The sequence below is a fragment of the Dactylosporangium sp. NPDC000244 genome (genome assembly GCF_040300725.1).
Taxonomy (GTDB): Bacteria; Actinomycetota; Actinomycetes; order Mycobacteriales; family Micromonosporaceae; genus Dactylosporangium.
In genome coordinates this window covers 138,831-151,146 of the sequence record NZ_JBEPEH010000013.1, presented here as the reverse complement: position 1 = coordinate 151,146, position 12,316 = coordinate 138,831, and the positions used below count along the sequence as shown (strand labels likewise).

Sequence of the window (12,316 nt, the reverse complement as noted above, 5' to 3'; positions counted from 1 at the left end):
CGCCCATCGATGGCCACACAGGGGACCACGCCCGGGTGGCTCGGTCAGCGGGCCTGGGGCCGCGAACGTAGACTCGAATGAATTCCCGCCGACGCGCGGGCGGGTTGGCTCGGGGGCAGCGAATGCAGCAGGAACTCGACGGTCAGGCCGGCATGTCCACCGATGACGCCGTCACCGCCGCGAGTGAGAATACCCCGAAAAGCGCGCAATCCTCCGAATCCGCGCCATCTGAATCCCCGATTGCGGCGAAGCGAGCCGGGAAACCCAACAGGGTGAAGCTCCCCGGCCGCGACCCCATCTGGGCCCGGCTGCTCATCGCCTTCGGACTCGTGGTCGTGCTGCTCTCGGCCACCGCCGTCGTCGGGGTGAACGTGCTCAACCGGCGCTACACGGCGAGCATCAACCAGAAGACGCTGCTCGGCGACAGCTCGCGCGCCGGCAACCCCGACGAGACCCGCCACACCGCGATCGACGGCCCGCTCAACTTCCTGCTGCTCGGCTCGGACCTGCGCGCCCTCGATCCCGAGGACGGCCAGCGCTCCGACTCGATCATCATCCTGCACATCCCGGCCACCATGGACCGGGCCTACCTGCTCTCGGTCCCGCGCGACCTGCGGGTGCCGATCCCCGCCTTCGCGCCGACGGGCTTCCGCGGCTCGTCCCACGAGAAGATCAACGGCGCGTTCCAGCACGGCGGCGGGGGCGAGGGCGGCGTGCAGCTGCTCGCCGAGACCCTGCACAACGTGCTCGGCATCCGGTTCGACGGCGCCGCGATCGTCGACTTCGACGGCTTCAAGACCGCGGTCGACCTGCTCGGCGGGGTCGACATGTGCATCGACCAGAAGGTCACCTCGATCCACCTCGGCTGGGACGACAAGGGCAACTACCTCTCGCCCGCGAACGGCGGTCACCCGGCCGTCTACGAGCCCGGCTGCCACCACCTCGAGTCGTGGCAGGCGCTGGACCTCGTGCGGCAGCGCAAGAGCCTCGCCAACGGTGACTACGACCGCCAGAAGAACCAGCAGAAGTTCATCCGGGCGATGCTCGACAAGGCGCAGGAGAAGGACCTCACCACCAACCCGATCGCGCTGGACAAGTTCATCCGGGCGATCGGTCAGGCGCTGACCGTCGACACCAACGGCGTCTCGCTGGCCGACCTCATGTTCGCGCTGCGCAACGTGCGGCCCGGCAACCTGATGGGCCTGCAGGTGCCGTCCGAGCCGCAGGACATCGGCGGCATCTCCTACGTGGTGGCCCTGCCCGAGTCCGAGGGGCTCTACACGGCCATACGCGACGACCTGCTGGACTCCTGGGCGGTCGAAAACCCCACGTGGGTCAACCACATGTAGCCTGTTTTGGTGTTCAGGCGAAGCTCCATTCCGGCCGTCGCGGCCGGAGATGTTCCCGACGAGGCCTTTCTGCTCGACGTGCGCGAGGACGACGAGTGGGCGGCCGGCCACGCGCCGGGCGCCGTCCACGTGCCGATGATGGAGATCCCGGCGCGGCTCGGCGACCTCCCCACCGATCGCGACGTGGTCGTGGTCTGCCGCGTCGGCGGCCGCTCCGCGCAGGTGGTCGCGTTCCTGCACCAGAACGGGCTGGACCGCTCGATCAATCTCGACGGCGGCATGCAGAGCTGGGCCGCGGCGGGCCGCGCCATGGTGAGCGAGGACGGCGGTGCTCCCCGCGTCGTCTGAGCCGCCGGATTCCTGGCGGCCGCTGGTCTTCGCGCATCGTGGCTCGTCGCACCGGCACGCGGAGCACACGCTGGACGCATACCTGCTCGCCATCGAGGAGGGGGCCGACGGGCTCGAGTGCGACGTCCGGCTCACCCGCGACGGCCACCTGGTGTGCCTGCACGACTCGCGCATCGACCGCACCAGCGACGGGCGCGGCCGGGTGAGCACCCAGACCCTCGCCGAGCTCGACCGCTTCGACTTCTCGTCCTGGCGCGCCGACCTGCCCGAGTCGCCCGACGGGCTGATCGTCGACCGCTCCCAGGTCGACGACAAGTGGCGGAGCAGGCTGCTCACGCTCGACCGGCTGCTCGGTGTCGCGACCGACGCGGGGCGCCCGGTGCGCCTGCTCATCGAGACCAAGCACCCCGTGCGCTACGGCGGGGCGGTCGAGCTGGCGCTGTTGCGACTGCTGCGGCGGTACGGCCTGGATCGCCCCGATCCCGAGCGCGCCCTGCAGGTGACCGTGATGTCGTTCTCGGCCAACGCCGTCAAGCGCGTCCGGCAGCGGGCGCCGGGGCTGCCCACCGTGATGCTCATCGACGTCTGGTCGGTGCCGAGCCGCATCGGGTGGCTGCCGCCCGCCAGCTCGATCGGCGGCCCCGGGGTGGGGCTCCTGCGCGCCTCGCCGGAGCTCGTCGAGCGGCTGCACCGGCGCGGCTACCCGGTCTACGTCTGGACCGTCAACGAGCCGGACGAGGTCGACCTGGTGATGAAGCTTCGCGTCGACGGCATCATCTCCGACCGCCCGGCCTACGTGATCGAGCGCCTGCGCGAGGCCGGACATAGGCCCTGACCTCGGCTTTGACCACGGATTCCGCCTGACTTGAGTCGGACAAGTTTAGAGCTCGACCTTTCGCGTCCGGCGGATGCGAGGCAGACTCGCACCATGGTCGATGCTGCCGCGGAAGGGTCCGGCGGTCTCGTCCCCGGCGGTCGCGCGTTCACCGGCCTGGCCGAGGTGACGGAGGCGCTGAACTCCGGCGGCGGCGGCCTTCCGGGCCTGCAGCGCTCGGTCGAGGTGGCGGCCGAGGTCACCGACGCGGCCGGGGCGGCGTTCATCGAATACGCGGCCGACAGCGGTCGCGTGGTCGCGGCCGCCGGCGACCTCGAGTGGGCGCTCGGGCGCCCCATCGACCTCATTCACCCCGCGGTGCGCGCCCTGCTGCAGTTCGGCACGCGGGTCCGCGAGTTCCCGAGCAGCCTCATCGGCACCGCGGGCGGCCAGCAGCTCGACAGCCGGGGCCTGCACCGCGTGATGGCCTCCGAGGTCACCGCCAACGGCACCGGCGCCGGGGTGCTCTTCGTGAGCTACACCGATGCCGACGGGGCCGCCGACGAGCGCCAACGGGCCGCGCTGGGGTTCCTGGCGTCGTTCATCGCGCTGCAGTACGGCCTGGGCCGCGGCCTGCCCGTCTACACCGACGGCCCGGCGGTCACCCCCTCGGCCGAGCCGTTCGCGCTGCTGGACCCCGAGCACCGGGTGCGCTCCTGGAACCCGCCCGCGGCCCTGCTGACCTCCCGGCCCGCCGAGACGGTGCTCGGGGAGCCGTGGCCGTTCCCGCTGCCGGCCGGCGACGCGACGATCGCCCACAAGCTGCCCTCGGGCGTCTGGATCGAGATCCGCACCGCCCGCGTGCCCGGCTCCGAGGACCTCTCGGTGTCGTTCCGGGCCCGCCCGGAGCAGCCGCCCGACGGCCGCGACCTGTTCATCGCGCTCACCGGCCACGAGCTGCGCACGCCGGTGACGGTGATCCGGGGATACGCCGACACGCTCGTCGACCACTGGGAGTCCCTGCCCGAGGACGCCCGCCGCGAGGCCATCCAGGTCGTCGGGCAGCGCGCCCGCGAGCTCAGCCGGCTCGTGGACCGTCTGCTCAACGCGGTCGGCGACGACGGCTCCGGCGTCGAGTCGACCACCCTGCTGCCCTTCGACCTGGTGGAGTCGCTCGTCGCCGCGGTCGAGGAGCTCAACACCGACCAGCGGCGGCACCTGAGCGTGGAAGTGCCCGCCGTGCTGCCCAAGACGAGGGGGGACCGGGCGAGCCTGGCCACCGTACTGGCGGAATTGGTGACAAATGCTGGTAAGTATTCCCCGAACTGGGTACAGATCGAGCTGACAGCGGGTGCCGACCCGCAAACGGTCTGGTTTCGTGTGTCCGACCGGGGTATCGGCATCAGGCCGGAGCACGTCGAGCGCGCCTTCGACCGGTTCTGGCAGTTGGAGACCGGCGACCAGCGCACGAGTGGCGGGGTTGGCCTGGGCTTGTACCTGGTTCGCCGGATCGTCGAGCGTCAACATGGATGGGTATCATTGCGACCACGTCGAGGGGGAGGGACCGTCGCCGAGGTGCGACTGCCCCGAGCTGACGCCGACGGCCCCGGGGAGGCTTGAGAGCGTGTCCACAACCGTCGCGGAACCGCGCGCCTGGTGCGTCGTGGTGCCCCACCACGCCCGCGGCGCCCACGTCGCCCGGCACCGCCTGGCCGACGAGCTCGACGCCCTCGTCCCCGCCGACCGGCTCGACGACGCCATCGCGATCGCCGCGGAGCTGGTCGGCAACGCGGTCCGGCACGCGGCCCCGCTGCCCGGCGACGTCATCCGGGTCGCCTGGCGCCTCCTGGTCGACGGCACCCTGGAGATCCGCGTGACCGACGGCGGCTCGCCCGCCGGCCCGCAGCTGCGTGTGGCCGGCCCCGACTCCATCGACGGCCGCGGCCTGACGATCGTGGCCGCCCTGTCCACCGGCTGGGGCGTCGAGCGCGACGGCCTCGGTCAATGCGTCTGGGCGACCCTCTGACCGTCCGATATGCCGGATTTGTGGGACCTGCGCGGGTGAGTGATGCGCGTGTAGTGGGTGTGTCTGCGCGTCGCGGTGCGTGAAGGCCTAGGCTGGATCGCCGTGAGCAAGCGTGCGAAGACCCCCCGTGGCCGCGCCGGCGGCGAGAAGCGCGAGAAGATCCGCGACGTGTACGTCGGCCGTCCGTTCCAGGGCCTGGCCGACGAGCCCGAGTGGGTTGCCCTGCGAGAGCTGGTGCCGGCCGCCTCGGCCCCGTTGAAGCTGTCGCCCGCGTTCGCCGAGAAGTACGGCGAGCGCCAGGTCACCCTCGCGACCGTCCTGCCGATGGCGTGGCCGGCCATGACCAAGCCCGACGGGCGCGTGTTCATCGGGCTGCAGCGGCACGTGCAGTCCGGCGACGTCTCGCGCGACCTCGCCGTGGCGCTGCAGTGCGGCCTGGAGACCCCGAGCGGCCAGTCCGTCGACATCCCCGCCCTGCCCGGCCTCGGCGACCGCCTCCAGGACGTCATCGAGAACGCCCCGCTCGAGATCACGGTGCACACCGGGTTCGAGTTCTGGCTCGACGACAACGCCGCCGACGACCCCAACGTGCGCGCCTCGCTCGAGCGGGCCAACGCGAGCATCTTCCCCACCGTGAAGCTGGCCGCCGCCCCGGCCACCTACTGGTGCCAGGTCACCGACCGCTCGCACGTGCGCCTGGTGCTCGGCGACGACGAGGACCGCGCCCTGGACGCGCTGTCGCGCCTGTCGGCCGGCGGCGGGCTGCTGCTCGGCGACGACACCAAGTTCGCGGGCATGTTCCGCGCGCACGGGCTCCTCGCCCCGGTGTGGGACCTGCCGTTCGAGACCCCGGCCGAGCACTGGGAGGCGCCGGTGGCGGAGTTCGCCAAGCGCTATCAGGAGGCGCTCGCGGTCACCGACCCGCTGACCTCCGCCGAGCGCCGGGCCAAGCAGGGCCTGATCGGGCGCCAGCAGCCCCTCCGGTAGGCCTCACAGCCCCTGATCGCGGTGGATCGGGGCGGACATGCAGCGCGGTCCGCCCCGCCCCGAGCCCAGCTCCGAGCCCGGGATGCGGATGACCTCGATGCCGTGGCGCTCCAGCTGCGCGTTGGTCTCGACGTTGCGCTCGTAGGCCACGCACAGCCGCGGGGCGATCGCGAGCGTGTTGTTGCCGTCGTCCCACTGCTCGCGCTCGGCCGTCACCGGGTCGAGGCCGGTGTCGATCACCCGCAGCGTGTCGATGCCCATCGCGGCGGCCGCGGCGGTGAGGAACGGGGCCGGGCCGGTGCACGACTCGGCCGTGACCGTCCAGGCCCGCAGACTGGTGGCGACGTTGGGGTACATCACGACGGCGTCGACGTCGACCATGGTGCACACGGTGTCCAGGTGCATCGTGGCGCGCTCCTGGGCGATGGGCACCACCAGGACGGTGTGGGCCAGCCCCGCGGCGAAGCAGCGCCGGGCGAGCCGTTCGGCGCCGGCCGGGCGGGTCCGCTCGCCGACGCCGACCGCCAGCACGCCCGGGGCGAGCAGGAGCACGTCCCCGCCCTCCAGGTGCTCCAGGGACGGGTCGTAGAGCAGCTCCGTGCCGGCGAACCGGGGATGGTGCCGATAGATCGCGTGCGTGAGCGTGGTCTCGCGGCTCCGCGCGTGCATCGCCAGGCTCGTGACCGCCACCCGCGGGCCGACCCATACGGATGAGTCCCGCGTGAACAGCAGGTTGGGCAGCGGGTCGATGACGAACTCGCCCGGCTCCATGAGCGCGTGCACCAGCCCGCCGTCGCGCCCGTCCAGGCCCATCTCGGCGCGGCTCAGCCCGGCCACCAGCGTGGTGGCCAGCTCCGCGGGCGAAAGGTCGGACAGGTGGGCCGCGACGTGCTCGCGCAGCGTGTCGCCGAGCCGGTAGTCGGCCAGCACCGCGGCGCTCACCTCGGCCCTCGCCGCCTCGATCGTGAGCGCCTCGGCGAGCAGTGTCGCCACGTAGAGCACCTCGACGCCGTGTGCGCGCAATGCGGAGGCGAAGATGTCGTGCTCCTCCTGCGCCCGGCCGACCCACGGAATGCCGTCGAAGAGGAGCGAGTCGTTGTTGCGCGGCGTCAGCCGGGCCAGCTCCGCTCCCGGGCGGTGCAACAGCACCGTGACCAGGCGCCCGACCTCCGTGTCGACACTCATGGGGTCACCCTAACGGTCGATCCGATATCGTCTGGTTGTCGCTATGTGAAATTCATGAAGGGTCGTGAATGCGGCATTCATCCCAGTCACTCCATGTCATTCCGACCACTAGATGATGCCGACCGTGGGGGCCCTCACGTACGGTGTTTGGACACACACGCAACCGAAGCGGCGACATCGGAGGTGTGCGACATGACCGACGTCCTGTACCGCGGTCAAGATTCGCAGCCCGAAGGGTTCGAAGAACGCGTCATCGTCGACGCGGGCCGGCCGACCCCCATCGACTGGGTTCGAACTCGCAGGGCAGAGCGCGAGACGCGCCGGGAAGAGGCGGCGCACAGCCGTCAGTACCGCCGGATCGGCTCTCTCATCGGCCACCTCGGCGACGAGTGGCACGTCCTGGACCTCCGCGAGCTCGGCGGGGCCGAGCGCACCGGCTTCCTGGCGGTCGGGCCGGGCGGCGTCTTCGCCGTCACGGTCAAGGACCACGGACGCAGCCGGGTCGCGTTCGCCGGCGACGTGGTCCAGATCGACGGCAAGCGGCCGCGCTACGTCGAGGAGGCCCGCCGCGAGGCGCGTGCCGCCACCGAGGCGCTGTCCCGCAGTGCCGGGGTCTCGATCCCCGTGATGCCCGTCCTCGCGTTCGCCGGTAGCGGAAAAATCAGCTTCTACGGCGTTCCCAAGGGCTGCCTGGTCACCGCCTACCACGAGCTTCCGCGCGTGCTCAACGCCCGCGGGCAGCGGCTCGCGGCGGAGACCGTCGACAAGGTGTTCGACCTGGCCGTGCACCCCGCGACCTGGTTCCAGCCGGGGTACGACGCGGTGGCCGAGGGCTACCGGTGGTACCGCGACGGTGAACAGGTGGGCACTGACAAGCGAGGTCACTCGGAGTAGCCTCTTCGAGGTGGCCGGACGCGATGCGATGAAGATTCACGATCGGGCTTGGTTGCCGGCTGCTCGCATTCGCACGACCGGTGCCTGAGGAGGCGCTGTGCCGCAGCACGTCGAATTCTCCATCTCCGATCTTCCCTCCGCGGAACCCGGCCTGGAGCGCTGGGGCTCGACCGTGGACGGTGCCGCCGAGGCCTGCCTGGTGATCGACGCCGAGCAGGTCGTGGTGGCGATGTCCGCGTCGTTCGAGCAGATGCTCGGCCTCACCGAGTCTCCGGTGAACCGGCCCCTGCTCGCGGAGGACGGGGTGCTGCGACTGCTCGACTTCGCCGACGGCAAGCCGCTGGAGCAGACCGAGGTCGCCCGCATGCCCATAGTGCTGGCGCTGATCTCGGGCCGCCTCGCGCGCGGGCTGATCCGCATCGAGTGCGCCACCGGGCCGTGCACCTTCGACGCCATCGCCACGCCGCTGACCGAGGGCGGCAAGACGGTCGGGTCGCTCACCTTCTTCTCGCTGATCAACTGAGCTCACTGCCGGTTGCGGCGAGGAGTCGTCAATACGGAGTTACTGTCGTCACGCACGCCGCCACGGAGCGCGTTCAGACCGTAATCTCTTGTCATGCTGGACCTTGCGCTCCTTCCGGGCGACTACGCGATCTGCCGTCTGCCGGCCGGATCCGCCATGCCCGCCGGGTTCGCCGAGGCCGCGATGTCCGGCGATGCCGTCCTCTCGGTGACGTGGACCCCGGAGGAGGTGTCGATCCTCTGCCCGGCCGACCGGGTGCCCCCGGGCGCGACCGTCGAGACGCCGTGGCGCTGCCTCCGGGTGGCCGGACCGGTGCAGCTGGCATTGACGGGCATCCTCGCGTCGATCATCTCGCCACTGGCGGACGCGCGGGTGAACATCTTCGCCTTCTCGACCTTCGACACCGACTATCTGCTGGTCCCGGCCGTGCGGCTGAACGAGGCGCTGGCCGCCCTGGGCGCGGCCGGGCACCGCGTGACCACCTGAGCATCCAGTCAGATTCGTTGATGCCTCGCGAAGATCGAACCTGACCGGGGCCCGCTCCTTCCGGCCCCGCGCGGGCCCTCCTACGATGGGCGCATGCGAACCCCGGCGGCCTTGCTGGCGATCGTCGGCCTTGGATGCCTGTTGGCCGGTTGCCGGCACGAGGAGCCCCCGGCCGCGCCCACCGTCAAGCCGAGTCTGCTCAGCCAGCAGCCGCTCGTCCCGGTGCTGCCGCCGACCCCCGAGACCACCACGGCGCCGGCCGACCCCCTCACGTCGCCGAACTCGAGCCCGAGCCCGACCGGGTTCCCGGAGACGCAGGTGAGCTACTGCAACGGCAGGCCGAGCGGGGCCCAGGTCCTCGCGGCGGTGCGCAAGGCGCGGCCGAACCTGCCCTCCGGCGGCGCCGTGAAGGTGCAGACGGAGCCGGTGTGTGCGGGGGTGTGGCAGTTTACCATCCTGAGCGTCACCGACAGCGAGCCCTTGCGGGTGATCACGAAGGGCAGCCCGAGCTCGCTCACCGTCGTGACCGTCGGCACCGACCCGTGCACGGTCGAGGTGCGCGCGACGGCCCCCATCGCATTCCTCGATGCGGTCGACTGCAACTGACTCGCTCGCCGTCGGCACCGGCCCGTGCAGGGTCGAGGTGCGCGCGACGGCGCCCGTCGCATTCCTCGATGCGGTCGACTGCAACTGACCGGCATTAACTAGGCTGGTCGTATGCCTGGTGTACCGCCGACGCGGTTCGTGTTCCTGGGTCCGGAGGGCACCTTCTCCGAGCAGGCGCTCAAGACCATTCCGGCCGCCGAGCGCGGCGTGCTGAGCCCCGCCCGCAGCGTCCCCGAGTGCCTCGACGCGCTGCGCAGCGGCGACGCCGACGCGGCGCTCGTGCCGCTGGAGAACTCGATCGGCGGCCAGGTCGGCGTGACGCTCGACGAGCTGGCCGCCGGGGAGCCGCTGGTGATCACCCGCGAGGTGGTCCTGCCGGTGCAGTTCGTGCTCGCGGCCCGGGAGGCCCGCCCGCTGGTCGAGATCCGCTCGGTCGCGGCGCACCCGCAGGCCGGGACGCAGTGCCGCGACTGGCTGCGCGCGCACACGCCCAACGCGACCGTGGTCGACGTGCTGTCCAACGCGACGGCGGCGATCGGCGCGGCCGAGGGCGAGTTCGACGCGGCCGTCTGTGCGCAGATCGGGGCCGAGCGCTACCGGCTGCACATCCTGGCCACGGACATCGCCGACAACCCGGACGCGATGACGCGCTTCGCGCTCGTGTCCCGGCCCGGGCCGCCGCCCCCGCCGACCGGGGACGATCTCACGACGCTCGCGGTCTACATCGCCCACGACCGCGTCGGGGCGCTGCTGCAGGTGCTCACCGAGCTGTCGGTCCGGGGCATCAACCTCTCCCGGATCGAGTCGCGCCCGACGGGGGAGCGGCTGGGGCGGTACGTCTTCTTCCTCGACTGCGGCGGGCACGTCGCGGATCTGCAGATGGGGGAGGCGTTGCAGGCGCTGCGGCGGATCTGCGCCGACGTGCGCTTCCTGGGCTCGTATGCGCGGGCCCCGCACAGCGACCCGCCGCCCCGGCCGGCCGCGGGGCTGTCCGACGCCGACTTCGCCGACGCCGCCTCCTGGCTGTCGCGGGTCCGGCTCGGCGAGACTTCCTAGCCCCCTCGCGCGGTGGCGCCGCGTCCCTCAGGGACGCGGCGCCGCGCGAGGTGCTGTCGCGTTGCGGGGGGTCAGCCGCCGAGGACGTTGCCCAGCAGGCCGCCGCCGCTGCTGGACTGGGCCGGGGCCGGCTTGCCCTCGCTGGGCTGCACGATCACGAAGCCCTGGCCCTGCAGCGCCAGCTGGAAGAGCTCGCCGGAGCCGCCGCGCAGCATCGACTTGAGGCTCTGGTTCTTCTGGATGGTGGTCTGCAGGCTGCTCGACCAGCCCACGACCGCGTCGGTGTCGACGCAGACCGGCGCCTGCGGGGTCACCGGGATCACGAGCGGCGCGCCCTCGGAGACGATGGCGAGCCGGCCCTGGCCGGTGAAGACGCAGTTGAAGAGGCCGCCGCCGAACATCCCGGCGCCGCGGACCATCTGGATGTCGTAGCGCAGCGACGGGTCGAAGCACAGCACGTTGCGGCCGTTGATCGACAGGGCGTCGTTGGGCTCGATGTCCAGGATGAAGCAGTCGGCCGCCCCGGAGGCGAACCAGACCTCGCCCTGGCCGCGCACCGCCATGAGGGATACGCCCTCGCCGGTGACCGCGCGCTTGAGGAAGTTGCCGACGCCCTGGCTCTTGACCTCGAAGCCGAGGTTGCCGCGGAACGCGATCATCGCGCCCTGGCGGGCCAGGACCTCGCCGTTGACGGCGTACTTGACGCACTTGGAGTGCTGCAGACTCATGCCTGCCTGGGTAGGGGCTTGGGCCATGTTCTCGGCCTTGAAGATGTCACCTCGCACGACGGGCAGCGTAGCGAACGACAACGGCCCCGCGACCTGCTGGTCTCGGGGCCGTTATCGAGCTGGTGTCAGCTGCCGAGCAGGCCGCCCAGAACGCCGCCCTGCTGCTGCTGTTGCTGGCCGGCACCGGGCGGGGGCTCCTCGGAGGGCTGCACGACCACAAAACCCTGGCCGGCGAAGCTCATCGTGAAGGCCTCACCGGTGGAGCGGCCGATCAGGGTGCCGAGCCCGATCTGGTCGGCGCGGTGGTAGCCGGTCTGCAGGCTCGCCGACCAGCAGATCGCGGCCTGCGGGTCGACGTAGGTGGGCTGGTCCACGGTGAGCACGACCGGCGTGCCCTTGGTCGTGATCGCGAGCCGGCCGCGGCCGGTGAAGACGCAGTTGAAGAGGCCGGCCGAGGACATCATGCCCATGCCCTGGACCATCTTGATGTCGTACTGCAGCGAGCTCTCGAAGGCGAGCACGTTCGCCCCGTTGATCGAGATCGCGTCGCCCTGGTCGAGGTCGATGAGGTGTACGTCCGCCGCCCGATCGGCGAAGAAGACGTCCCCGCGGCCCGAGACCGACATCAGCGGCACGCCCTCGCCGGTCAGCTTGGACTTGAGCCACTTGCCCATGCCGCCCGAGCCGAGCGCCTTGAACTGGACCTGCCCCTGGTAGGCGACCATCGCCCCCTGGCGGGCCATGATTTCGCCGTTGAGCTCGGCCTTGAGCAGCTTGGAGTTCTGCAGCCGCAGGCCGGGCTGCTGCGACTCCTTCTCCATGTTTTCGGCGGCGAACAGCGCACTGCGCATCGTGAGTAGTCCTCTCGGAGACGTACTTTGAACCGCACAGTGACGGTAGATGGTTGACGCAAACGGGGCCATCGAGGCCGGGTGTTCCGTCGGTTATCAGTCCCAGCCCAGGGCGTGCAGCCGCTCGTCGGAGATGCCGAAGTGGTGCGCGATCTCGTGCACCACGGTGATCGCGACCTCGTCCACCACGTCATCCTCATCGTCACAGATGGCGAGGATCGGTTTGCGGAAAATCGAGATCCGGTCCGGCAGAACGCCGGCGTAGTCCCACCCGCGCTCGGTCAGCGCGTGCCCCTCGTAGAGCCCCAGCAGGTCCGGATCCTCCGGGGGCGCGTCGTCGACGACCAGGATCACCACGTTGTCCATGAGATCGAGCAGCTCCTCGGGCACCTCGTCGAGGGCCTCCCCGACGAGTTCCTCGAAGCGCTCCTTGCTCATCTGCACCGGCATGCGAAGAGGGTCC

The 12,316-nt window shown here is 71.2% G+C and carries 15 protein-coding genes; 11 read left to right on the top strand and 4 right to left on the bottom strand.

Going from position 1 to position 12,316, the window contains the following annotated elements; translation table 11 throughout:
* The first annotated feature begins 272 nt into the window (after positions 1-272).
* The 6 genes from ABT369_RS20245 (at position 273) to ABT369_RS20220 (ending at position 5,524) form a co-directional block, all read left to right on the top strand.
* A complete protein-coding gene (locus tag ABT369_RS20245; RefSeq protein WP_350613882.1) occupies positions 273-1,349 on the top strand; it encodes an LCP family protein in 1,077 nt (358 codons plus the stop codon).
* Positions 1,350-1,358: 9 nt separating this feature from the next.
* On the top strand, positions 1,359-1,697 hold the full coding sequence (locus tag ABT369_RS20240) for a rhodanese-like domain-containing protein (RefSeq protein WP_350613881.1): 339 nt from the start codon (positions 1,359-1,361) through the stop codon (positions 1,695-1,697).
* Positions 1,678-2,532: a glycerophosphodiester phosphodiesterase gene (locus ABT369_RS20235; protein WP_350613879.1), complete on the top strand. Its 855-nt coding sequence runs from the start codon at positions 1,678-1,680 to the stop codon at positions 2,530-2,532. Before ABT369_RS20240 ends, ABT369_RS20235 begins: the two co-directional genes overlap by 20 nt.
* A gap of 93 nt (positions 2,533-2,625) precedes the next feature.
* Positions 2,626-4,131 carry a sensor histidine kinase gene (locus tag ABT369_RS20230; RefSeq protein ID WP_350613878.1) on the top strand — a complete coding sequence of 502 codons (1,506 nt, stop codon included), beginning with the start codon at positions 2,626-2,628 and terminating at the stop codon, positions 4,129-4,131.
* A 4-nt stretch (positions 4,132-4,135) separates the two neighbouring features.
* Positions 4,136-4,537, top strand: coding sequence for an ATP-binding protein (locus tag ABT369_RS20225; protein WP_350613876.1), 402 nt, complete (start codon positions 4,136-4,138; stop codon positions 4,535-4,537).
* Positions 4,538-4,639: 102 nt separating this feature from the next.
* Positions 4,640-5,524: a DUF5926 family protein gene (locus ABT369_RS20220; RefSeq protein WP_350613875.1), complete on the top strand. Its 885-nt coding sequence runs from the start codon at positions 4,640-4,642 to the stop codon at positions 5,522-5,524.
* 3 nt (positions 5,525-5,527) lie between these two features.
* On the opposite strand, the gene ABT369_RS20215 is transcribed toward ABT369_RS20220, so the two are convergent.
* Positions 5,528-6,709: an arginine deiminase gene (locus ABT369_RS20215; RefSeq protein WP_350613873.1), complete on the bottom strand. Its 1,182-nt coding sequence runs from the start codon at positions 6,707-6,709 to the stop codon at positions 5,528-5,530.
* Between the two features lie 192 nt (positions 6,710-6,901).
* Between ABT369_RS20215 and ABT369_RS20210 the strand changes: the two genes are divergently transcribed.
* The 5 genes from ABT369_RS20210 (at position 6,902) to pheA (ending at position 10,274) form a co-directional block, all read left to right on the top strand.
* Positions 6,902-7,603 carry a hypothetical protein gene (locus ABT369_RS20210; protein ID WP_350613872.1) on the top strand — a complete coding sequence of 234 codons (702 nt, stop codon included), beginning with the start codon at positions 6,902-6,904 and terminating at the stop codon, positions 7,601-7,603.
* Between the two features lie 97 nt (positions 7,604-7,700).
* Complete coding sequence (locus tag ABT369_RS20205; RefSeq protein WP_350613871.1) at positions 7,701-8,126, top strand: hypothetical protein; 426 nt, start codon at positions 7,701-7,703, stop codon at positions 8,124-8,126.
* 93 nt (positions 8,127-8,219) lie between these two features.
* Positions 8,220-8,612: an ACT domain-containing protein gene (locus ABT369_RS20200; RefSeq protein WP_350613870.1), complete on the top strand. Its 393-nt coding sequence runs from the start codon at positions 8,220-8,222 to the stop codon at positions 8,610-8,612.
* Between the two features lie 93 nt (positions 8,613-8,705).
* Positions 8,706-9,218, top strand: a complete 513-nt coding sequence (locus ABT369_RS20195; protein WP_350613868.1) for a hypothetical protein — start codon at positions 8,706-8,708, stop codon at positions 9,216-9,218.
* A 111-nt stretch (positions 9,219-9,329) separates the two neighbouring features.
* The gene (pheA, locus tag ABT369_RS20190; protein ID WP_350613866.1) at positions 9,330-10,274 is read left to right on the top strand and encodes a prephenate dehydratase; all 945 of its coding nucleotides are present in this window, start codon (positions 9,330-9,332) and stop codon (positions 10,272-10,274) included.
* 71 nt (positions 10,275-10,345) lie between these two features.
* Here pheA and ABT369_RS20185 read toward each other — a convergent pair whose 3' ends face one another.
* From ABT369_RS20185 to ABT369_RS20175, 3 genes are all read right to left on the bottom strand, one after another.
* The gene (locus tag ABT369_RS20185; RefSeq protein WP_350613864.1) at positions 10,346-11,002 is read right to left on the bottom strand and encodes an AIM24 family protein; all 657 of its coding nucleotides are present in this window, start codon (positions 11,000-11,002) and stop codon (positions 10,346-10,348) included.
* Positions 11,003-11,127: 125 nt separating this feature from the next.
* Positions 11,128-11,853 carry an AIM24 family protein gene (locus tag ABT369_RS20180; RefSeq protein ID WP_350613863.1) on the bottom strand — a complete coding sequence of 242 codons (726 nt, stop codon included), beginning with the start codon at positions 11,851-11,853 and terminating at the stop codon, positions 11,128-11,130.
* A 96-nt stretch (positions 11,854-11,949) separates the two neighbouring features.
* Positions 11,950-12,297, bottom strand: a complete 348-nt coding sequence (locus ABT369_RS20175; protein WP_350614045.1) for a metallopeptidase family protein — start codon at positions 12,295-12,297, stop codon at positions 11,950-11,952.
* Positions 12,298-12,316: the final 19 nt, after the last annotated feature.